Origin of the sequence: Pantoea stewartii (genome assembly GCF_011044475.1) — a bacterium.
GTDB lineage: Bacteria > Pseudomonadota > Gammaproteobacteria > Enterobacterales > Enterobacteriaceae > Pantoea > Pantoea stewartii.
Genome location: NZ_CP049115.1, coordinates 3,986,772 through 4,008,283, shown reverse-complemented (window position 1 = coordinate 4,008,283; position 21,512 = coordinate 3,986,772). Strand labels below are relative to the sequence as shown.

Sequence of the window (21,512 nt, the reverse complement as noted above, 5' to 3'; positions counted from 1 at the left end):
TTCTTTAAAACTTACACAAACTCCCGGCAAAGGGTAATTTCATGCACCCATTAATTTATTATTAAAATAATGCCTTATGCAACTGCATCTCAACACTTAAGCACGCTATAAAAACTTTAATGTTATTGCGAGAGGTAATATCAATGGCATTGATGAGATAAATAATAGTTATTAATAACAGTAATAAAACACAGGATTGTTAATTACGGTAAAAGACAGGAAAAAAAAGCCAGCGTTACAGGCTAACGCTGGCTTTTTTGATGCTGAGGATAAATCGTCAATTACACAAGTGCTAGCGCCCCAAATCCCGCAACTTCTCACCCGCCATCAAATTCTTCTCAATCCGCTCCAGCGTGACATTCTTGGTTTCCGGCACCAGATAAACCGTTATTACGATAAACACCAGATTAAAGCCGGTATAAAGCCAGAACGTGCCCGCCGCGCCAATGCTGCCCAGCAGGGACAGGAAGGTGGCACCGATAATCATGTTTGCCACCCAGTTAGTGGTCGTCGAACAGGTGATACCAAAGTCGCGGCATTTAAGCGGCTGAATCTCAGAGCACAGGATCCAGACGACAGGCGCTGCGCTCATCGCATATCCACCGATACACAACATGGTCATGCCCACAGAAACCCAGGATAACCCATGGCTGATCTCTCCCTGTCCCGCTTTCATCAGGCAATAGCCCAGCACCAGCGTAGCAAACGCCATGACTGAGAAACCAATTTTCAGAATCGGTTTTCTGCCCGCTTTATCTACGGTAAAAACAGCAATAAAAGTGGCAAACATAAAGGTCAGGCCAACAATGACCGTGGCGATCATCTGCTCCTGTGTGCTTTTAAAACCCGCCATTTTAAAAATCTGCGGCGCGTAATACATAATGATGTTCATCCCGGTAAACTGCTGCATGCCCTGTAATAACATGCCCAGAAAGACCGCACGCCTGACGTTCCTGTTACTTTTAAACAGCGAAAAACCCCCCTGCTTCATGCGCAGACTTTCCCGAATCTCGTTCAGTTCCTGACGGGCTTTTTCAGACGTATCGCGCAGCATCCGCAAGACATCTTCTGCTTCAACATGCATGCCTTTTGCAGCCAGCCAGCGCGGGCTGTTCGGCAAGAAAATAACCATGACAAACAGTACGACGGCGGGGATAGCCAGGACGCCCAGCATGGCTCGCCAGTTACCGCTGTAGCTAAAAGCCGTATCCGATACAAAGGCCAGTACAATGCCCAATGTAATCATCAGTTGATACAGACTGATCATTTTGCCACGGACGTTTTCGGTTGCCATTTCAGACAGATAAAGCGGTGCGGTATAGGAGGCTACGCCCACAGCCAGGCCCAGCAAGAGGCGAAAGATCAAGAGCATTTCAACGCTGGTTGCACCGGCTGAACCCAGCGATCCAATAGCAAACAGCACTGCGCCCGCCATCAGACTGTATTTGCGGCCAAGACGATGTGATACCCAGCCATTACATACTGCCCCTATTGCGGCACCCAGCATCATGATACTCACCACCCATTCCTGCTCATGGCTGCTCAGATTAAAGTGATGGGTGAGAAACGGCAGTGCCCCTGAAATCACGCCAATATCCAGTCCAAACAGCAGTCCTGCTAACGCAGCGGAAACAGAGATAAACAGGTTCATACGGCGAACTTTTTGCTTATGTTCGCTTTGAAGATTGAAAGTATTTACATGAGACATCATTAAGCTCCGCTCACACAACATGTAGTGTCCATGCAGCATATAAAGCAGAGACAGCGGGCGATGAGGGCAAATAAGGTCTGGATATGGACGATTTTACTGATCTCACTCTAAGTGTGATGGAGATCTCATCGACAGAGTGAGCGTCTGTTTTTCGTTTTATGACGTAATATTGCTACACGTCTTTTCTGGCGATAATGTGTAAAACAATCCATTGATGGGCCGCTTAATGCGGCGGACTGTTCAGGTCCGGCAGACACTCTGCAATACTTCACCACTGACGCAGTATATGAATTAAAGCGCTGTCAACATCGCTAAAAATCTGCCCTGGCCGCAACCGGTCTGACGATATGATGTATCGCCCAGACACCCTTCATAACAGAATCCCCCTTTATAATGAAAGCCAGCCACGACTCGCCCGCTTGAATCTCGTTCCAGGCTTATTTCGTTGTCGAGGGTTTATTCGCCGCACTACGGAAATACAATACTGCTCAGCAAAATGCATAACGTTTATCAGGATATGACAGGACGAAGGAAATGGTGTGCGCCGTTTTGGTTCAACCTGTTTTAATGACTGTCCTGTTTGAGCTCTGAGCATAACCTGATCTACTGAATGATCGTTTAAACCGTTTCCAGAACAGGCTGCCGTGAATACGTGCTTCAGTTACGGAGAAAAGTGAACACAGGAAATTAGTCATGACCGGCATCATTTTATTATTACTGCTCATTCTCATCTTGCTTCTGATTCAGGAAGTGCTTGATGAGCGTTATTCACCTCATTATGAAAGTAAGGATTACGATTAAATTTTCGTATTTCTGTCATGGCTTTCAACCTGAACGCTTATAATCGTTCATGACCACCCGACCTGTTTACACCGTTATCGTTTCTGGATCAGCCCAGTTATAAACCGCAAAGACCAGCCGGATATCGCCAGCTACGCTCCCATACCTACGGTGCATATTGTCAATAAAATACGATTTAAGCGAGTCGGGCAAGCTGGCAGCGCGATAGCGAAGTATTGTCGTATGCCAGAATTCAGGCGGGGTCGTTTTTCCACTGTGCCTTTCGAGCAGTAAATCCCGCCACGTCGCTGATGACATCAACGCATTCCAGAACGCAGCTCTCTGCGCGACTGCGCTGCCGTCAGGAAAACCTGCCAGCAACAGCTGATCGGGAAGCGCGACCAAACGCAATCCCTCTACCCTGAGTGATGAATCCGTTACGCACTGGCGGAAGGTGCCAGTCACTTCGCTTATCATCGGGATTTGCTGGCGCTCGTGATAACGGGCAGGTGTAAGCGGCAGGAAGGTGACATGAAAGTTTTTTGCCTGCATAACCTCTGCAAGTGGGTCATCGCGGGTTAAACGGCGGATGTCGTCAAGAAGAGCAAGGATGTCGGGATTCAGGTCAGGCAAAATGCCACAGCTCAGCGCTTTAAGCCCGTCAGGGTAAAAGAATTTTTCAGCATGGTGATGCGCTTGCCTGTTTTCCTGTTGCCACAGCCGCAGGGTTTCACTGTTTCGGTCTGCATAGAGAGCGTCAAAATAAGCCGCCTTTTTCACCTTCTCTCCTGAATGTCCCTGAACGAGGTGTCCACAGCATAGCCAGACGAGCGGGGAAATACAGCACTTTCTACAGCGGATATATTCCGGCCCACTTCACGCAGGTGGGCCGGCAGACTTAATCTGGCTGTTTATCGCCGGATTCAGGCGCGTGGGTTACATCATCTTCCGCGCCGTCGGTGCCGCCTTGTGACGGGCTTTTTTTCCCCGGTTGATAATCCGGATGATCACCCTCTACTGGTCTTTCTGTCATACAGGCCTCTCTGGTTAGCAAACCGAACACTAAGTCTGGCTCACAAAAAGCGGGTAAGCACAGCGGCTTCCCCTCGTGGGATGGCGCTGCACGTATCCGCTTTCACAAAAGCATTGATATCACGCACTTTTTTTTCGCTACATTGACTTAGCGAAAATACCGACCAGACTTATCAGGCGAGCTGTTTTTTAAGTGTGTTAATCACGAGGGAAAGAGATGAAAAGCATTTTGAGCGGTCTGTTAATTGTTTCCAGTCTTTTAATGATGTCGGGTTGTCAGCAGGACAGCAGCGCCGTCGGCAACGATGGTCGCCCGCATGCGCCAAGCGGTCAGTCAGTGCCTGGCGGTCCACTGGGCAAAGGGCCGGTTGGTCAGCCGCAGGCATAAAAAATCCGGCCATGTGCCGGTTTTTTTTATGTCTGCGCAGAAGCCCACCTGTGGCTTGAACTTTATGCACGTAACCATCATCCGCGACATTACTCCTGCGTAGTATTTAACGGCAATGGTCATATTGCTGCGTGCTGTAACAATTGCACAATGTGGGTTCACACCGCGTTTAAAGGTATCGTCACACCGGATACGGGATATAATCCCCGTCATATCTGTGGCACACGATAACGAAAGCATTTTCAGGCAATATAAGACCTGGCGCGAACACGGTATCTCAATACATGATTATTTCAATAACGCGCAACGAACTGACAACCCCCATGGCAGTCCGCTTTAACGTCAACCTCTCCTGCCCTACTGAATGGACGACGACAGCCGGAAAACCGGTCTGTATTCCGCCATATCCTCAAACACGCAAAACGCCGGTGCATTCAGTTCAATGATCGGAGAAACTCGCATAAGCTTTTCCAGATAAACCGCTCTTAACCTCTGAAGGAGGCGGCACTCCTCGGCGACCGGCGGGTTAATCAGATATGACACACTGATATGAAACTCGTAAACATCATGATTATGTCGTCTACAGCGCAGGACATGACTGAGACGATCTCTCAGCCCGCGAATTTTTATTTCTTCCGCCTGATTCATTGGCGCCAACGAGATCGAGACGCCGCGCTTTAATACAACAGCACCAATCCGCATTTTTACGGGAAATTCAGTTACGCTAAAGTCGGTCAGCTTTTGGGCAAATAACCGATCGCACGCCGACATGGGCGCATCGAGGCTCAGGTCTGCGGGCCAGGCCGGCAAATAACGCGCCCTGTCATTCGCACCATTAAAGACGGTCATGTGGTAGCTCGCCGACGGCAGAAAGGTATAACACCGTGCCAGTCCTTCCGCCTTCATGGCCTCCACCATCTCAGAGATCACGCTAACGATTTCGCTTCCCTGATCCAACTGGCAAATGAGCGTGTTACCTCTGAAAGGCAAATATGCACCATCAGCCGCAAATTTTTCACCGATAGCATTCTCTTTCCAGCCGTCGTACTCAAGCACTTCTGACATAGCTTCTGCCCTAATCAATGGATAAATGCCTGCGTTTGAGGCGCGCGTGCTTCGCACAACAAAAGACAGCGCCGCACAACATGATCGTCCACGCCTGAAAAGTGTGGCCTCACGGGCTTATGACAATAATGCCGAAACATGACCGTTTTTATTGCGCTGCACGAAGCAGGCAACGAACGCCGTCATGCAAGGTGGCTGCATATCAGCAGCGGAAAGGGGCGCGCAAAGACTGTTAAAATTTTATGTCTCTTTACCCTGCTGCGCCGGACAGACGTTGTATTCCTGTGCTGGCTACCCACGTCGCACGCGCGTGCGATGAAGTTTCATTCTGCAACAAATTTCACGCCATTTACCGCTTATGCCCGGAAGGCTTTTGCCGAAAACATCATGGGCGATATAAAATCTTAACTGGGGTGAAAAATGAAAGTATCGACGCGATTATCTGCTGGATTTGCTTTTTTAATGTTGTTTTTTGTCATTAGCTCTGGGGTTGCACTGAATCATCTGCTTGAAGCCCGAAAAAATATCAACGAAATCGTCAACACTAATCTGAAAAAAGTCACGCTGGCGAATGATGCGGGAACGGCTCTGCGAAATATGCTGGTCGAAGTCAGGAACATGGCCCTGTTTTCTGATCCCAAAGCCATCGAGAATGAATGGGGCCGTTTCGAGGGCCAGAAGGCCGTTTATACACAAAAGCGCGCTGAACTGGCCTCGCTGATTGAAATCAACAAAAACCCCGAAGAGCTCGGTCTGCTTAAAAAAGTGCAGGAAAATGAAAACGCCGCGCTTACCACCCTGGCGACAGCGGCCACAATGGGCAGACAGCGGCAACTGACCGGACTGGCGGACTATCTGACCAATGTTGTCCGCCCGCCCCAGCAAATCCTTATTGGCAGCCTTAATGAACTGACCGAGATGCAGCGGGCCTTTGCAGAGCAAACGGCAGAGAAGAGCAATGACTCTGTCAGCCGCATCATTAAGATCTTTATTTTTCTGGTTCTGGCGTCCCTGATTTCTGGCGCCGTGATCTGTGTATTAATGAGCAGGAAACTGATGGCGCAGTTGGGTGGAGAGCCGGCTCAGGCCCAGCAGCTGGCCGCCGCGATTGCGGCGGGTGATCTGACTACGTCCGTTACGTTACGCCGCCACGACAGGAGCAGTCTGCTCGCTTCTCTGGATACCATGCAGGCAAATCTGCGCGGCCTGGTGTCGCAGATTAAACATGCCTCTACTACTGTTGCTCAGGCCGCCGATGAAATTTCCCAGGGCAATACCGAACTGTCCTCACGCACCGAGCAGCAGGCCGCCGCGCTGCAGGAAACTGCCGCCAGCATGGAGCAACTCACAGCCACGGTGAAAAGCAACAGCGCTGGTGCGCAGCAGACGGCTGAATCCGCGCGCGAAACCGCCCGACTTGCCCGTTCCGGCGAAACGGATATGAATCGCATGTCGGATACCATGAACGCGATTGCTATCAGCGCGACCAAAGTGCGGGACATCACTGCGGTAATCGAAAGCATCGCTTTTCAGACCAATATTCTGGCGCTCAACGCGGCAGTGGAAGCGGCACGCGCCGGAGAAGGCGGACGCGGTTTTGCCGTGGTGGCGGGCGAAGTCCGAACGCTGGCGCAGCGCAGCGCTACCGCAGCCCGCGATATCAAAACGTTAATTGAACAGGCCGTAAGCCAGGTTGAAAGCGGTGTTGCAGTGGCGTCAGGCACGGGCGAAAGCATCATGAAGATTGTCGGCATGGTCGGAGAGCTTGCCAGCGCAATGGACAACCTGTCGCTGGCCTCTTCAGAACAAATGCAGGGTATTTCTCAGGTCAGCGTGGCGGTCAGCCAGATGGACAGCGTGACGCAGAATAACGCAGCACTGGTAGAAGAGTCTTCTTCCGCGTCACAGTCCCTGTCAGTTCAGGCCCATGCGCTTCGGGGCATGGTGGAAACCTTCCGGGTCTGATTATCATGGCGCGGCGAGACGGTTTTTCGCCTGAGGGCAGCAATCCGCCCTCTTTATCGTATCACCACCAGCCCGGATGCCGGGCTTTTTTCATTTGTATAAAAATCGCACTGACCAACAGTGAATATCGGACATGCTGTTATGGTTTTCAGTATGTGCGGGACCGGGCTGCCACCTTCGCTATCTTCATGTCGCTTACATTCGCCGGGGTCGATGAGCGACCCCGGACATTTTCGTCGTGCTGAGAACATCAGACACAAAGACTACGTTACTTAACCAGATACAGGTCTTTGGTATAGTAGAAACGCAGATGCGACGGCGCGTAGCCGCCTACTTTTGGACTGACCATCTGATTCAGAGCGCCGTAAAAGACCGGAATGACTGGCGTATCATTAGCAATAATATCGCTGGCTTTTTGATAATCCCGGGTCACGGCATCCAGGCTGGTATCCATGCCTGCGGCTTTTACAGCGGCATCAAAGGCCGGGCTGGCATAACCCGCCGTATTTTGACTGTCGCCGGTACGATAGGTGTTAAGGAAGGTGGACGGTTCGCTGTAATCGGCGACCCAGGTATAGCGCACCAGATCAAACTGCCCCTGATGCATATTATCCACCATGGTTTTCCACTCCTGGTTTTGCAGGGTGACCCGGGCGCCCAGCACTTTCCCCCACATCGACGCGGCAGCGATCGCGATACGTTGATTATCCTGATTGGTGTTGTAGAGCAGAGTAAAAGTTAAAGGATGGCTGGCGGAATAACCGGCTTCACTGAGCAGCGATTGGGCTTTTTTCACCCGTTGTTCCTGCGTCCAGCCCGCCCATGCTGGTGCCTTGAGCGTCACCTCCCCCATAGATAAGGGCAGCATAGCCCAGGCCGGTCGCTGGCCCATACCGATGACTTTATCAGCAATAATGGTTTTATCCAGCGCCAGGTTGAGCGCCTGCCGCACACGCACATCCGTAAAGGGCGGCTTGCGGTTATTAATTTGAAAATAGAACACGCTGTATATCGGTGTGCTGCGCACCTCTTTTGGCCGCTCTTTTTTCATACGAGGAAAGTCAACGGCAGGGATGTTATCCGTGATGGTAATGCCGCCCGCAAGATAGCGATTAAGCTCTGCGGATACATCGTTGATCGGTAAAAAAGTGACCTTGTTGATTACCGTATGTGCGTTATCCCAATAGCGATCGTTACGGACGAGCGTAATTTTTTCATTTACCACCCACTGGTCCAGTTTGAACGCTCCGCTGCTGACCATATTGCCGGGCCGTGTCCAGGTTTCTCCAAACTTTTTGACATTATTTTCGCTAATCGGGAACAGGGAAGGATGAGCGACAAACTGCAAAAAATACGATACCGGCTGATCGAGCGTGACCTGAACAGTATGGTCGTCCAGTGCCTTAACCCCCAAACTGTCAGTCGGGCTTTTTCCGCCCGTTACCGCATCCGCATTGAGGATGTGGGCATAGCTGGCAAAAGAGGCATAAGGCGAAGCCGTTTTGGGATCGGTGAGACGACGCCAGCTAAATACAACGTCCTGTGCGGTCAACGGCGATCCATCGGACCAGGTCAGATCCGGGCGAAGGTGAAAGGTCCAGACTTTGTTATCCGCCGTTTCCCATGAGGCTGCCAGCCCGGGCACCACCTTACCGTCGGGCGTGGTCTGCACCAGCCCCTCAAACAGATCGTTAAGAATTGAAAAAGCATCATTCGTTTCCGCTTTTTCGACGTCCAGTGTGGCAGGTTCAGCACCATTACCGCGCACGATTTCCTGTAAGGGAGCCAGCGTTACTCCCGCTGGCACATTTGCCCCTATGGCGGGAAAGGAAGATAGCAGCCCTGTAAAAATAACTGGCCCACATAAACGGATAGCATATGAACGGCTTACTGGCATTCGTCTGACTCCTGTTGGATAAATTATTATGTGACTTCGCGCCAGCAATGTTGCAATTTATGGGCCAGAGGCGAGGCGCTGTACTGCGCCAGTCTGCCAAAGGTCAGGTGGTAAAAAGCGTTATCACTGCACAGTTTTGATGCAAAACGACAAACGGGCTGTGCCGTTTGCCCCGTTGCGATTAACAGAACTTTTACGCTATGCCAGCAACCCTTTTTCACCCGCTTCACACCTCGACACAGCCAAATTGATAGAGTAATGGGATATCAATCTGGAGCCTGTATGAAAAAAGTCATCCTGTTAGTGATTGCGTTAGCCAGCGTCTCGGCGCTGTCGGGCTGTGTCTGGCCGTTCTGGGGACCGGGCGGTGGCGGCCCAGGGCATATGGGACCGGGCGGCGGACCCGGTGGTGGTCCGGGCGGTGGCCCGCACGGCTAAAGAACCCAGGACGGTCTCTTCATGAAGCCGTCCTGCTTCCCTAATCAAAATCATTCTGGCATTCACACCTGTGTTGCCAGATGCGCGCGACAACTGCGAAATACTGCACTGGAACTTAAATTGACAACTCAGCGTATGACACGATCCGCTGGCAGACGAAGTGCGCCGGCCGATAACACGCTGGGCTTACTGATCATCCTGACCGATCGCCTTGGCCGTACGCGGCGCGGACATTTTAATACGCGCGCTAATCTGCTATGACGGGATCCACCCGGCAACCTCATTCACCTTACCCTGCCAGGAGAACAGCAGCTCACGTGGCTGCATCACAGCTCCCGCCACGTCAACACCATTCGCTTTAATCAGTAACTGGTCAGTGAATTTACCCGTTATCGCCTGCCTCGGGAAATCTGCCACAGTCAGGAAGTGCGTGAGAATGTACGGCATGACGACCGCCCGGGCAGACGCACCTTACATCACGGTGAGCCTGAATTGGGTTGTTTTTTTGCTCCTCAGAGAAATCCATCTGTATTTCTGTGAAGAGTAATAAAGCATGATAATCTTGATTTTTTATTTCAAAGAAAATCTCCTGAAAATTGAAATTATATATTCTACAGATGAAATGTGTGATTAAAAAACAAAGCCAGCCACCAGGCTGGGTTTGCTATTTTTAAAAGTATAAATAAAATGCCTGACTTTTTTAGCAGGTAAGCTGAAGCCTGCAGAGTAATCGTTTACTTCATCATAAAATCCATCCCTGACATCCATTTCAATTAAAATTATCAACTAAAAAAAGATAAAACCAGCACTAATTAAAATAAAGCCCCCTCACTAATAAAACAACCGCATTACAAAATAAAAGTTAATATCACACCCGGGACAAAAAACACGTGCCGAAATCAGTAAAATAGATGATTAACAATAAATCATTAAGCTGTTAAGAATGAAATCTACTCCCTCTCAATGCCATTTTCTATGTCTTTTTTTACAGTATATACTTATTTTCCCACCAGACTTATGATTGCAAGGTGCCATGTGGACACGGTGGAGGTCGATATGAGAAATTTCGGTTTCGTCGTAATAGGTCTGGTTGGTTTTGCTGCATTCAGCGTTGCTTTTTGTGCCCTTTGCCTGACGACATCCGGTGTCATCCATTAGCTGCGCGGGAAATCCACGATATGGCCATTCGTGGCCATTTTGGTCAATATCATAACGCCCTCTACCGGCTCTGCCTTATCTCTTCGTTGCAGAGTCACAGCGCTAAGCGGTATCTGAACGTGCAACGACCTGAAAATTTTAACGGAAGGTCTGCGATGTTAAGGTCAACGATCTTTGCCCTGCGTCTGACTTCTGCTAACTTTGTTATGAAAACGTTAACTTCAGACAAGGCAAGCTATGAATCAGTATGACAACCTCTGGAATGCTATCGAAACGCGCGTTAAGCAGAACAATGATGCCTCAACGCTGGATATGAGCCATTCCGATAATCTGATGGTTAACCAGGTGAAACAACGCACCGCGCAGATATTTATTCTTGAAATCATTTTGGATAAACATCGTAAACAATTTGGCACGCGTTATTTCCCGTTATCCGGCGAAGAAGCGCTTTATCATTTGATCTTTACGCGCACGAACTGGTTACCGGCACAAATCAGAACCCTTTCACTTTCTGATGCACTTTTTGTCATCGCAGAACTGTTTCGCGATGGCAATCTACAGGAAGGCGTCAGAAACTTTCTGGGCACGCAGGGACTGCGAAATGTCTCTTATCCCCTTGATGAGTTTTCAGACAGAGACTGGGCACCTAAGGAAAACGAGGTGCATCTGTCCCTTCCCTGAGACAAACGTAACAGGATGCCGTAGGTGATATCACTGTGCCTGTGAGACTATCCCAGGCACCGTTGGCGCTAAAGAAAAAATGTCCTGGCCATCAAGCTGATAAAGTTGATAGCTTTCTTCTTTATCTGCTGGTCTTTCTCCCTGCCAGACAAGCGTGCCATCCACAAATTCCTGCGGATGCTTTTTATCGTGCTGTACCAGAAGCCAGTGACAGCGAAAGGCACCTCTGTGCTTTCCTTCCCTTAGCGTGACTAAGCCGTCGTAATACTCCAGTAACGCGCGCTGTGGCTCGCCAAGGTGCCGACTGGCTACGCACTCATCTTTAGGCAGCCAGGCTCGCATCGGGATAAAGACGTCTGAATAACGCTTCGTATAATCCAGATAAGGCATGCCAAGCGTCATGGCCAACACCCAGCACAGGGTTATACAACTGGTGAAGATATATAAGGGGCTTTGTCGCGCTGCCCGATGGAAAAATACGATGCCACTCATCATCAGGGTAACCAGCAGTGCCACGCTAAACATAAGCGGATGGAACTCAGGCATAAATCCAGGTGCGCCTGGCGCCACCCACTTATTCCATAACGGGACAGGCCAACCGGTTATCAGTATAATCCCCGCGCCCCACATCACCGCAGGAAGCAGACAAAACAGGCCCAGAGACCAGGGCCGCAATTTTTCAGCCCACTCCGCTTTTCGTTGACACGCCCCCGCCGCTAATATTGCCAGTGGCAGCAACAACGGCATGGCATAGAGTTCGCGTGCATCTGCGGCGGCAGACAATGTAGCAAACCCCGCCACAAAAAACGTCAACAGGACTTTGACTGCCGGGCTAATGCCGTTTGCCCCGCAGCGCCATAACCACCATACCGCCATAGGAAGCGCTGGAAATGCATACCACGGAAGCAATTTAAGATAAAAGAACGGCTTCGCTTTCGGACCCAGTCTGGCGGTACCGTCAAATCGGCCAAAGTTATTCACCATAAGCCAGGTTGAAAACAGTTTTTCTGAACGCATCCAGAGCGCGTAAAGCCAGGGCGCGACCAGTGGGCAGAAAACCAAAAAAGCAATGGCACAAAAGATGACATAGCGCCTGCTGCGAAATTCAGTATTGAGCAACGGCAACCCCATCGCCGTTACTCCCAGAATCCCGGGACCCAGTAGCCCCTTTGAGAGAAACATAACGGCAGCGCCCACGCCCAATACAATTCCGCCAGCAACATGGCGTCGAATCCCCAACACGAATCCATAAATGCCGATGGCGCCGCCCGCCAGCAAAGCCGTATCGGTAATCATCTGGTGCGCCCGAATGGGAAAGCCGACGCAGGCAAAGAGAATAAGAACAGCCCAGCGTCCGGCGCCCTTACCCAGTAACTCTCTGGCAGATAGTGCAATAGCGTAACAGGCGATCAGGATGAAGAAGCCCGTAGTCAGACGCGCTGCATCCGGCTCGCCTAATAACGGACTGAACAGCCGAAGGAAAAACGACGCCACCACAAAATAGAGCGGCGGCTTTTCCATAAAAGGCTCACCTGCCAGCGTAGGCACTACCCAGTCACCGGTCTGCGCGATGTGGCGAATTAACCCAAATGTATAAGCTTCGTCAGGCTTCCAGGGTTCATGTCCTACCAATCCTGGTAATAACCAGCAGCTAAAAATAATAAAGCATAAAAATAAGGGAATTTGCTGCGCAAGAGGAAAGAGAGTCGTAATACGCTGCGTGCGAGTATCGCTGCTGTCTGTGGATGTCAGAGGTATAAATGCATCCGGGGCAGCGGCCCGTGTTGCAGGAAAAATAACCTGAAAATGTTTTGTGTTCACGCGTTACTCGCTTGTCTTACCGACTTTTAGAGTAAAAATACGGTGTATAAGCTCTATGTCTGTTCGCAAAAATCTTTACAGAAACGGCCCAATAAAGATGCAAAATGTGCTTCTTAAGCAAAATGCTGAATCCCTTTATCCGCTCAGCACTTTTTGAAGTTTATAAGCGCTTATTAGTGCGAGGATTTGAACATCCGGAGCTCCGGGCTTACAAAAAATTCACTGTTAATAAGATAAAGAAGCGGAAGTAAACGAGAAATAAACATTCTGCGCTTTGAGTTTAAACGCTTAGCCCAGACTGACATTGAGGATAAGAACTGATGAGGAGCCACCACCAAATCTAAAAAGATGAATGTAAAGAACGGAATAATGACTTATGGGTCCGGTTCAATTACGGGATCTGATCATGATAGATGTGTTAAACGCGTCACTAAAGCAGAAGCATCTGGCATAGTGTTTCCGTTTAAAGAAAGCACGAAATGCACGAAATGTTCCCGTCAATAAGTCAGCTGAGGCACCATTAAATCACCTATTATTCGGACCCAAAGACGAACGTCTCTAAGTGCCCTGTGCCGCAATACGATCACAGGATCTAACGCCTTTCTGAAAAGGTGCAGATATGAGCCAGAGCGAGGCAAGTCGCCCATTGACTAAGAAGCATTATGAGACGCTTAAACGAAAAAAGCCCTGTAACGAGCAGGGCTGATAACCATTCAAAAAAATTTATCTATTTCTTATAAAAAGTGTATGATGAGCGCGGAGTATTCCCTGGTGTTGGCTGTGTTAGCCACCCTCACATCAACCCTTGAGGTTTCCGAGGCCACTGGTGGTGTGGGGGTTTCTTTTTTAAATCATAAATTATATTGAACCTTAACCCGCTTCATAACAACTAGACTTTAGATCAAAAAAAACTATACTAAAGGATAGCAAAGTGAGCTTTATCACTTTGTAATCAGATGCATAAGCGAGAACCCTCTCAAGCTAACTTCGGATTGCGCTTGAGTTTTTTGTTCATCACCTTTAATTAACCACACAAACACCTGAGCAGCATTATGCTCTGCAAGCACGTCGTTTCCAAACGCCTTCAGACTGATTCCCTGCCCCCGGAAAGAATAAAACCATCATAAAAATTGATACTAACCAAGTATGCTGCGCTGTAAGCTGAGCCGATCTGCCCTTCCACGTACAGCACCTGGTGCCAGTTCACCCCTTCTCCTGGTTTCACTGAATTCTCTTCCGCCGGACCCACGTATGTTTTACATCGTCGTATAATTGTCATCATCCTGTGATAGGTTCTCTGAGGGGTTATACACGCTCTTCTTAAACGCACTGGAGTTGTTACATGAAAACGACAAAAGCCCACTCTTTAGAACAGGCTAATGAATTACTGTCCAAAGGACTGGCTAAGAATGTTGAGTTGTGTTTTGAATTGACCACGGATGAGTTTTTCAGATTCACCGATCACTGGTGTGATAAAGGGGCAAAAATTCTAAAAAAAGAACACTTTGTCGTTAAACTGAAGCCTTCCGCTTCGGTCTCCGACCCAGAGTAATTCTGTTCTTTGCCTGCTGACTGCGATCTTAACGATCGAGACGCTAACCGCGTTTTTATACACGCAACGACAGTCAGTAGGTGTTTTTTCACGGCTTGCTTTTTGAATAACGCTGGAAATCCCTCCAGTAAAACCGGGTATAGTGCTGCCTGACCCGTCAAAATCCTTATACATCTCAGTTCAGCGTGCCGGTACAGCCCGTAAGCAGTAGCAGAACGACACAAAGCACCACGTTTATCACTCGCGGAGACATTCTGATTGAAGCGAGTAAATTACGGTCTTTTGATACGTGCTTATTGTGACCCGTTTTAGCGAAACGCTGAGACAGCATTAAAATGTCGAATGGCAGTAACAGCATTGCGGGGGTCAGCTTTGGCCGGTTCTCACTCTTTAATGGCTGCATTACGTTTTTCTCCATACCTAAGGCCTGGCGCCATTGAAATACGTTCGGCGATGAAAGACCTGATGCCAAAAGTCGCTCTATCTCTGCCCCACAGAAACCGCATAACCGAACGGTCAGAAAGACGCATCCATTTTCGAAATCTTTCAGGTGGACTGCGCCCAGAAACAGTACTTATTTTTTTTACCCTTACCTTCAGTCATTAGCTAAAAGCACTGGTCCTTAGTACTGACCCTACGATAGTAATTGTAGGTGATAAAAACTTTCCGCATCGACTACAGATAATAACGATGTGACAATCGTTAAAACCTGATAACGGGTTTATACTTATGAGCAGAAAAATTACCTGTCCGCCTGTTCATTTCTCAACATTTTTTGCTAAGACCAGCATCGAACAGTTCATCATGAGCAGCATGCAACTATGTGCACTGCCGTAGCATTATGATGTTCCCTGTACGGATGAGTATGAGCATGGCCATATGACAATACGATGGCGATAACAGCACTAACAGGGTAAATCGCACTAACGGCACCATAATGTTATTTAACTCCTGTCACAAATCTGATTCATTCAAAGTGAGGTGAATCTTGATAGTGGCGCATTCTCCGTGCTCATCAGCCTGAGTGGATTATCCTTAGCACATCAACAGACGGAAAACCCGGCATAAATTTATCAACCCATTAATTGTATAAGAGTTAGGTTAAATTATTAATTTCCATTTAAAGATAAGCATGGTCCGCTTTAATGTAACATCCTGCTATTAATGACCTGTTTTAGTGGTAATCTTTGGTAGACCAGGTCGCGATCTTCATAATTCACTTTTATAACCACATGAAATATTTATAATTTAACCAAAGCGATATAAAAGACGACAAATAAATTAGCGCTCTGGATACAGAGCGCCTGATGCTATTTACGCTTCAGAGCAACGTTAATTTTGCCACTTTTCGATAATTACGCTTAGAGAGCCAGAATTATCTGCACGTTGCCAGTCCTGTAGATACAAATCAAATCCACCACCTTGTGGAAAAGCATGCATAAGCGATGAAGCCTCAAGCCCATCATCATTCAAGCCATAAAAACTTACAGCGGCTGATTTATCAGAAGTAGTAGTGCGATCGTAGATCATTAAAGCAGCAGATTTATCAGAAGTAGTAGTGCGATCGTAGATCATTAAAGCAGCAGATTTAGAACGTGTGTTTCCTGCCTGCCCCGTTGCGTAATCGACGCCGGCTGATTCCGGGTCAATACGAAAACGATACACTCCAGAAGCCACATTAGTTTCATTGTAAAAACTCCCACCGGGAATGGTATTGTTATATCCATCCAAAGTGACGGTTTTATAAGGTTGCCAGCCCGCCATAGCGGAAAACGATGTGACAACAGAAAATGCAACGACTGAGGCTTTGATCTGCGCCCCGTTGATTAACACACCGCGATGTCAGTAATGTCTTCATAAACCACATGAGGACACCCCCATGAAGAAGCGTTTTTCCGACGAACAGATCATCAGTATTCTCCGCGAGGCTGAAGCCGGGGTTTCTGCCCGTGAACTTTGCCGTAAGCACGCCATTTCCGACGCCACCTTTTATGCCTGCCGTAAGAAGTATGGCGGTGTGCGAGCTTAAGCGCCTGAAGTTGCCTGAGGAAGAGAACGTCAGACTCAAAAAGCTGCCTGCCGAAGCCATGCTGGACAGAGAAGCACTTCAGGTGGCTCTGGGGCGAAAGCACTGACGACAGACCAGAAGAGGGAAGCAGTTGAGTTTATGTGTGATGCGACCGGTCTGTGGCAACATCGTGCCTGCAGGCTTACAGGTTTATCCCTGTCGACCTGCCGCTATGAGGCTCAGCGTCCGGCGGCTGATGCACATTTATCAAGCCGTATCACAGAACTGGCGCCCGAACGAAGGCGTTTTGGGTACCGGCGCATCTGGCAGTGATTGCGTCGGGAGGGTCTTCTCGTCAACCACAAGCGGGTATACCGCATTTACCATCTTAACGGCCTGAGTGTGAAGCGCAGACGACGTCGTAAGGGTCTGGCGACTGAGCGGCTTCCGCTTCTTCGCCCGGATGCGCCGGACCTGACATGGTCGATGGATTTTATCATAGATGTACTTGCCAGCGGCCGTCGGATTAAATGCCTGACTTGTGTGGATGATTTCACGAAGGCGTATCTGACAATCACTGTTGCTTTCGGTATTTCAGGCGTTCAGGTCACGTGTATTCTGGACAGCATCGCGCTCTTTCGGGGCTATCCAGCGACGATAAGAACGGATCAGGGCCCGGAATTTACCTGCCGCGCACTCGGTCAACGGGCCTTTGAGCATGGTGTGGAGTTGCGACTTATCCAGCCAGGTAAGCCAACGCAGAACGGATTTATTGCGAGTTTCAATTCCGCTTTCGGGATGAATGCCTGAATGAACACTGGCTCAGCGATATTCTTCATGCCCGGAAAATTATTAATGACTGGTGGCAGGACTATAACGAGTCCAGACCTCATTCATCGCTGAAATACCAGACGCCGGCTGAATTTGCAGCAAGCTGGAGAAACAGAAAATTAGAAGGTAAACAAACCGACATTACTAACTGAGCGTTGTACCTAATACTGTGGGCAGGTCAGGAGAGTATGAGGGTATGTGGAGTCATGAATTTGGTCCCACAGCAATGAAGCTCAATGTAAAACTGGGACTAATCCATCTCAAAGAAGAGAATAAACAAAAAACATACCTGTTATCTGCAGTCAAGGAGTGGCGATATAATTTGTCTACTACGAGAGAACGGGCTGGTATCAACAAAGAACTCGACCGCACTCATGATTTCAGAGAATCAGGCTTTTACATCGCAGTAGACGATGTTCAGTATCCAGAATGGAGAGTAATGTTGTTTCCTCAAAAAGGTGACTTCAACTCACAAGAAGGCATCCGGGATACGGAACTGCAACTTAAGCGCTGGATGCATATTTTTGACAACGCAATTAACAGATAAATTTTAATATTTTATTTATCAAAAAGTTAAAAAAACCAATCATCTGATTGGTTTTTTTTTACCTCTTAACTGTAAAGATAAACTTAACCAATCCGATAAGTTCTATGTTTTAACAAAATTTCAATAGGGACTTAGAATGGCTGAAGCGTTAAACGAAGGTAAAATCATGCAGGCTCTGAACTGGGCCTACGATAAGGCTCTGGATGGAAGCATACCAGGAACAGACTCTGCTTATGAAATGGCAGAAAGCTATCTAAAAGGCGATGACACTTTAGTTGAAAAAGTAAACTCTCTCATTCGCTGGCAAAACACTAAATCAGCCACAGCAGGATTTGTCTCCGGTCTTGGGGGAATCATCACCCTCCCTGTAGCAATTCCTGCAAGCATAGCTACAGTCATTTACGTTCAAATCCGCATGATCACGGCTATCGCTCTCATGGGCGGATATGATGTAAAAGATGATCGCGTAAAAACCATTGTCTATAGCTGCCTTGCAGGGAATGCCGCAAAAGACATACTCAAAAGCACAGGAATTATCATTGGCTCCAAAATGTCTACTCAGTTGATCAAAAGTATTTCAAAAGAAACCATTTTTGCCATTAACAAGCAGGTCGGTTTTAGGCTGCTGACAAAGTTTGGTGAAAAAGGGGCGATAAACCTGGGCAAGATGATACCTGTTGTAGGCGGGATCATAGGAGGCACTTTCGATGGTGTATCAACCAATATTGTTGGAAATGTTGCTCGCAAAACCTTCATTGAAAATAGTCCTTTGATTAAAAACAGGCAATGAAAAATTGAATAAGGATGTTAGAAATGCTTAGCAATGTAGATTCAAATAATGAAAAATTTTATTCGTTATTTTTAAAATTATTAAACCTAGTTCCAATCGCTGGACTGATATATTCATTAGGTGTCACATGTTTATGGATATACTTTGACAGATTAGGAAGACTTGACGTTTTTCATGCAGCATTAGAAGGTGAAAAATCATTTGACATAATCACAACATCTCTTTTTATATCGCTTTTTCTTTTTCTATTACTTTTTTACACCCCATCGTTGCTTATGGTGGTTTTTTTTAATAATAAATTTTATAAAAAAGACGGCTACCCTGAAACAATTGAGTATTCTATAAAAGCTGTATTTATAACCTCACTTTTGACTGTAGGTGTAGTTTTAACTGGCACTTACTTTTTTTCTTTAAATCCCACACAAACGGAAATGCTATTATTTTTCATAGCCATAATAACAATCAACTTAGCCTCCCTTTACCTAACCAAAAGGAAGGAAATAAAACTAAATAGCATCAGTCCCATGAGAAAGCTCAAGGCCTATTTCTTAATAACACCTGTATCAATTACGATTATTTCACTCGCTCCAATGACGGCACTGGCACTTTTTATACCGTTATTGAAAATAAATAATGAAACATCACCACTTAGCTTTATGAGTGTCGTAATGATCTCAGTTGTTGTGATAATGTTCTCTCAGATACCTGCAACTATTTTTCTGAGAGATGACAAAAAAATATCATCTTTTAAAAGAGCATGTTTGGCTATAGGATTTGCGCTGCTACTATTAATCCCTATTTCTTTTGTTATAAAACCAATACCTATAATGATTATAGACATAACTATGAAATTAGCAGGATTAACTGATTATAGAGAACATAATTATTCAGTTAATCCAGTTGACTACTCTGAAAAGATTTTTAACAACCCAGTTTGGAAAAAAGGCCTTGATAAAAGTGAAAAGAAATACACAATTAAAGGTGTCACTTTTTTCGCTTATAAAAATGTTAGCTTAGTATGTCCATTAGGCATTGAAAAAACATACAAAGAAGCAAGGAAATTTTCAATATTTGATCCAAATTTTGACACAAACATTTTGAAGGAGTTAGATAGAAAAATGCAATCATGTTTTGTTTTTGATAAAAACAAAATCATTCAGTGGAATGATATAAATTAAATAAAAGAAAGGATCGTAGCTTTCTTTATAATTATGTTCCTAATTTTTAAATTTTATTTGTTAAACCTTAGGTGGCAACTTCCTTTAATATCAAATTTCTCATAATTTAACTTGCATTTTATTAATATTTCCGCAAACAAAATTATTCCAAATGACATATTCTATTATAAGCTTGTAAAAATAAAGCACTCGTTTTAGAATTATTTTTGCTGAAATAGTGTGCAAATCAGGACTTAACAAGACCTATATTATGGTAGTAATAATGTTAATGCCCCCCTGTTAGAGAAGGGTTGTCATATTCTTGCTTAGACCTCAAAAAACATCCTACACATTACATACAGAAAGCCATATTTTATTACTGCAATTGATTTAACTGGTGTTGTTACTAAATTATAAATAAATAAATCGAATTTCCACGCCCCGATAATTACTTATGAACTCCCAACTTAGCTTTTAAAAAAGTAAGTAAAAGATGAATTCCTTCATAAATTTTTATAGGTTATAATCCGAGTAAGCGATGAAGGAGATAGCTATGAAAGAAACAATCACGAGAGAAGAACTTAAAAGACATGGATTTACTGATAACCAAGTCAATATCTTGCAGGAATACTCAGACAAGGATAACAAGCCTTTCATAACTCTTCTTGAAGAACTGAAGAAACGATTCTATGCCGGAATATTCTTAGTATCTTTGATGACTATCGTTTTATTGGTATCCATCATCAACTATGACAATGGGCATTTTATAGGTATCATTGTGGCTTCTATTATTGTATATGCATCCGTAATTTTTTTGATCCCAATGCAATTTGGCTACAAAGCAATGAAATATTTAAAGATAAAGAAAAAACCTCTTTAATTATTTTCATTTTTTCCAGTATGAATGTCATACATCAGCTTCAATTTAGGCCCATTACTGACAATTTTTAAAGCAAGAGAAGCTTTACTTATATTGTTAAAGTGACGGGCATAATCGCTTGGAATGTTTCTGAACAATCTCCAAGCATCAGGCTTAACAGTAAACTTCAATAGTCCGTATGCTGAGAGTCCTACATCCATTGCTGTATAAGCTTCTCTACCAGTAGTTGCATCGAAACCAAGGAATTCAGCGGAAGCGATATAACCCTCTTTAACCAATCCAGTATGTTTTTTCTGGCCTATTAGTGAGTAAACACTTTCCTCGACAGAGTTGGCCCCGTGCATAACCAGGAACAGCCCAGCTCCAGCTCCAACAACATTACCTGTGACGAAGGAAGCTACGAAGATTCCAACACCTGTTACAACCTGAAAAGCTCCAGTTACCACTCCTATTCCATTGATTATATAACCCAGTTCGTTCTGATAACCTCTGACTAATTCTACTGAAGCATGAACTACAGCTTCACCGCTTCTGAGCATACGATCCTGGATTGACAAGTAATCTTGTTCAATCTTCAGATTTTGAACACATTCCTGGCACTCCTTTTCAGATTTTGAATTCCGTATTGTATAGACTTGGTTATCAATAAATTTTTTGATTTCATTGTGAAACTGCAATCTGGCTAAACCATCCTTAAGATGTATCGCAGAGATAAAATTTGCTTGGCTAATTAACTGATTAGCCTCAGCATTTGCCATGACTAAGAAGTAATTCAGTAGCCTGTTTTTATCGAGGTAATTGTCCATACATT

At 46.3% G+C, this 21,512-nt stretch carries 19 protein-coding genes and 1 pseudogene; 11 read left to right on the top strand and 9 right to left on the bottom strand.

Going from position 1 to position 21,512, the window contains the following annotated elements:
* Positions 1-292: 292 nt before the first annotated feature.
* From G5574_RS18870 to G5574_RS23910, 3 genes are all read right to left on the bottom strand, one after another.
* Complete coding sequence (locus G5574_RS18870) at positions 293-1,711, bottom strand: sugar porter family MFS transporter (protein WP_072209526.1); 1,419 nt, start codon at positions 1,709-1,711, stop codon at positions 293-295.
* An 867-nt stretch (positions 1,712-2,578) separates the two neighbouring features.
* A complete protein-coding gene (locus G5574_RS18865) occupies positions 2,579-3,271 on the bottom strand; it encodes a hypothetical protein (protein ID WP_239001166.1) in 693 nt (230 codons plus the stop codon).
* 118 nt (positions 3,272-3,389) lie between these two features.
* Positions 3,390-3,524 carry a hypothetical protein gene (locus tag G5574_RS23910; RefSeq protein WP_255421286.1) on the bottom strand — a complete coding sequence of 45 codons (135 nt, stop codon included), beginning with the start codon at positions 3,522-3,524 and terminating at the stop codon, positions 3,390-3,392.
* A gap of 216 nt (positions 3,525-3,740) precedes the next feature.
* Between G5574_RS23910 and G5574_RS18860 the strand changes: the two genes are divergently transcribed.
* A complete protein-coding gene (locus G5574_RS18860) occupies positions 3,741-3,911 on the top strand; it encodes a hypothetical protein (RefSeq protein ID WP_033738761.1) in 171 nt (56 codons plus the stop codon).
* A gap of 357 nt (positions 3,912-4,268) precedes the next feature.
* On the opposite strand, the gene G5574_RS18855 is transcribed toward G5574_RS18860, so the two are convergent.
* Entirely contained in the window at positions 4,269-4,976 is a 708-nt protein-coding gene (locus G5574_RS18855; RefSeq protein ID WP_133745069.1) for a DUF1868 domain-containing protein, read from the bottom strand.
* 138 nt (positions 4,977-5,114) lie between these two features.
* Here G5574_RS18855 and G5574_RS18850 point away from each other — a divergent pair, with 138 nt between their 5' ends.
* Both G5574_RS18850 and G5574_RS18845 read left to right on the top strand, forming a co-directional pair.
* Positions 5,115-5,384: a hypothetical protein gene (locus G5574_RS18850; RefSeq protein WP_164483042.1), complete on the top strand. Its 270-nt coding sequence runs from the start codon at positions 5,115-5,117 to the stop codon at positions 5,382-5,384.
* Positions 5,385-5,396: 12 nt separating this feature from the next.
* Positions 5,397-6,941, top strand: a complete 1,545-nt coding sequence (locus G5574_RS18845; protein ID WP_033738753.1) for a methyl-accepting chemotaxis protein — start codon at positions 5,397-5,399, stop codon at positions 6,939-6,941.
* A 268-nt stretch (positions 6,942-7,209) separates the two neighbouring features.
* Here G5574_RS18845 and G5574_RS18840 read toward each other — a convergent pair whose 3' ends face one another.
* The gene (locus G5574_RS18840) at positions 7,210-8,838 is read right to left on the bottom strand and encodes an ABC transporter substrate-binding protein (protein ID WP_164483041.1); all 1,629 of its coding nucleotides are present in this window, start codon (positions 8,836-8,838) and stop codon (positions 7,210-7,212) included.
* A 282-nt stretch (positions 8,839-9,120) separates the two neighbouring features.
* Between G5574_RS18840 and G5574_RS18835 the strand changes: the two genes are divergently transcribed.
* The gene (locus G5574_RS18835) at positions 9,121-9,276 is read left to right on the top strand and encodes a hypothetical protein (RefSeq protein ID WP_164483040.1); all 156 of its coding nucleotides are present in this window, start codon (positions 9,121-9,123) and stop codon (positions 9,274-9,276) included.
* A 255-nt stretch (positions 9,277-9,531) separates the two neighbouring features.
* On the opposite strand, the gene G5574_RS18830 is transcribed toward G5574_RS18835, so the two are convergent.
* Entirely contained in the window at positions 9,532-9,723 is a 192-nt protein-coding gene (locus tag G5574_RS18830; RefSeq protein ID WP_164483039.1) for a hypothetical protein, read from the bottom strand.
* A gap of 948 nt (positions 9,724-10,671) precedes the next feature.
* Between G5574_RS18830 and G5574_RS18825 the strand changes: the two genes are divergently transcribed.
* Positions 10,672-11,115 (top strand): ECs1072 family phage-associated protein, encoded by a 444-nt coding sequence (locus tag G5574_RS18825; protein WP_039342951.1) that lies wholly within the window; start codon positions 10,672-10,674, stop codon positions 11,113-11,115.
* Positions 11,116-11,145: 30 nt separating this feature from the next.
* Here the strand turns inward: G5574_RS18825 and G5574_RS18820 are convergent, their stop codons facing one another.
* Complete coding sequence (locus G5574_RS18820) at positions 11,146-12,747, bottom strand: ArnT family glycosyltransferase (protein ID WP_244964648.1); 1,602 nt, start codon at positions 12,745-12,747, stop codon at positions 11,146-11,148.
* Positions 12,748-14,278: 1,531 nt separating this feature from the next.
* Here G5574_RS18820 and G5574_RS18815 point away from each other — a divergent pair.
* On the top strand, positions 14,279-14,488 hold the full coding sequence (locus G5574_RS18815; protein ID WP_033738740.1) for a hypothetical protein: 210 nt from the start codon (positions 14,279-14,281) through the stop codon (positions 14,486-14,488).
* Between the two features lie 1,332 nt (positions 14,489-15,820).
* Here G5574_RS18815 and G5574_RS18810 read toward each other — a convergent pair.
* Positions 15,821-16,321: a hypothetical protein gene (locus G5574_RS18810; protein ID WP_244964647.1), complete on the bottom strand. Its 501-nt coding sequence runs from the start codon at positions 16,319-16,321 to the stop codon at positions 15,821-15,823.
* Between the two features lie 46 nt (positions 16,322-16,367).
* Between G5574_RS18810 and G5574_RS18805 the strand changes: the two are divergent.
* From G5574_RS18805 to G5574_RS18785, 5 genes and pseudogenes are all read left to right on the top strand, one after another.
* Positions 16,368-17,479, top strand: a pseudogene (locus G5574_RS18805) (IS3 family transposase).
* 44 nt (positions 17,480-17,523) lie between these two features.
* Positions 17,524-17,874, top strand: coding sequence for a DUF4755 domain-containing protein (locus G5574_RS18800; protein WP_244964646.1), 351 nt, complete (start codon positions 17,524-17,526; stop codon positions 17,872-17,874).
* 136 nt (positions 17,875-18,010) lie between these two features.
* Positions 18,011-18,664: an EcsC family protein gene (locus G5574_RS18795; RefSeq protein WP_164483037.1), complete on the top strand. Its 654-nt coding sequence runs from the start codon at positions 18,011-18,013 to the stop codon at positions 18,662-18,664.
* 23 nt (positions 18,665-18,687) lie between these two features.
* Positions 18,688-19,842 (top strand): hypothetical protein, encoded by a 1,155-nt coding sequence (locus G5574_RS18790; protein ID WP_164483036.1) that lies wholly within the window; start codon positions 18,688-18,690, stop codon positions 19,840-19,842.
* A gap of 532 nt (positions 19,843-20,374) precedes the next feature.
* Positions 20,375-20,701 (top strand): hypothetical protein, encoded by a 327-nt coding sequence (locus G5574_RS18785; protein ID WP_039338453.1) that lies wholly within the window; start codon positions 20,375-20,377, stop codon positions 20,699-20,701.
* Here G5574_RS18785 and G5574_RS18780 read toward each other — a convergent pair.
* Positions 20,698-21,507, bottom strand: coding sequence for a DUF4225 domain-containing protein (locus tag G5574_RS18780; RefSeq protein WP_164483035.1), 810 nt, complete (start codon positions 21,505-21,507; stop codon positions 20,698-20,700). The two genes, G5574_RS18785 and G5574_RS18780, sit on opposite strands and share 4 nt — an antisense overlap.
* Positions 21,508-21,512: the final 5 nt, after the last annotated feature.

Coding starts and splice junctions, on each gene's coding strand:
- G5574_RS18870 (WP_072209526.1), bottom strand. CDS start 1,711: ATGATGTCTCATGTAAATACTTTCAATCTTCAAAGCGAACATAAGCAA.
- G5574_RS18850 (WP_164483042.1), top strand. CDS start 5,115: ATGACCGTTTTTATTGCGCTGCACGAAGCAGGCAACGAACGCCGTCAT.
- G5574_RS18790 (WP_164483036.1), top strand. CDS start 18,688: ATGCTTAGCAATGTAGATTCAAATAATGAAAAATTTTATTCGTTATTT.
- G5574_RS18815 (WP_033738740.1), top strand. CDS start 14,279: ATGAAAACGACAAAAGCCCACTCTTTAGAACAGGCTAATGAATTACTG.
- G5574_RS18860 (WP_033738761.1), top strand. CDS start 3,741: ATGAAAAGCATTTTGAGCGGTCTGTTAATTGTTTCCAGTCTTTTAATG.
- G5574_RS18835 (WP_164483040.1), top strand. CDS start 9,121: ATGAAAAAAGTCATCCTGTTAGTGATTGCGTTAGCCAGCGTCTCGGCG.
- G5574_RS18795 (WP_164483037.1), top strand. CDS start 18,011: ATGGCTGAAGCGTTAAACGAAGGTAAAATCATGCAGGCTCTGAACTGG.
- G5574_RS18780 (WP_164483035.1), bottom strand. CDS start 21,507: ATGGACAATTACCTCGATAAAAACAGGCTACTGAATTACTTCTTAGTC.
- G5574_RS18800 (WP_244964646.1), top strand. CDS start 17,524: ATGTGGAGTCATGAATTTGGTCCCACAGCAATGAAGCTCAATGTAAAA.
- G5574_RS18855 (WP_133745069.1), bottom strand. CDS start 4,976: ATGTCAGAAGTGCTTGAGTACGACGGCTGGAAAGAGAATGCTATCGGT.
- G5574_RS18830 (WP_164483039.1), bottom strand. CDS start 9,723: ATGCCGTACATTCTCACGCACTTCCTGACTGTGGCAGATTTCCCGAGG.
- G5574_RS18785 (WP_039338453.1), top strand. CDS start 20,375: ATGAAAGAAACAATCACGAGAGAAGAACTTAAAAGACATGGATTTACT.
- G5574_RS18840 (WP_164483041.1), bottom strand. CDS start 8,838: ATGCCAGTAAGCCGTTCATATGCTATCCGTTTATGTGGGCCAGTTATT.
- G5574_RS18845 (WP_033738753.1), top strand. CDS start 5,397: ATGAAAGTATCGACGCGATTATCTGCTGGATTTGCTTTTTTAATGTTG.
- G5574_RS18825 (WP_039342951.1), top strand. CDS start 10,672: ATGAATCAGTATGACAACCTCTGGAATGCTATCGAAACGCGCGTTAAG.
- G5574_RS23910 (WP_255421286.1), bottom strand. CDS start 3,524: ATGACAGAAAGACCAGTAGAGGGTGATCATCCGGATTATCAACCGGGG.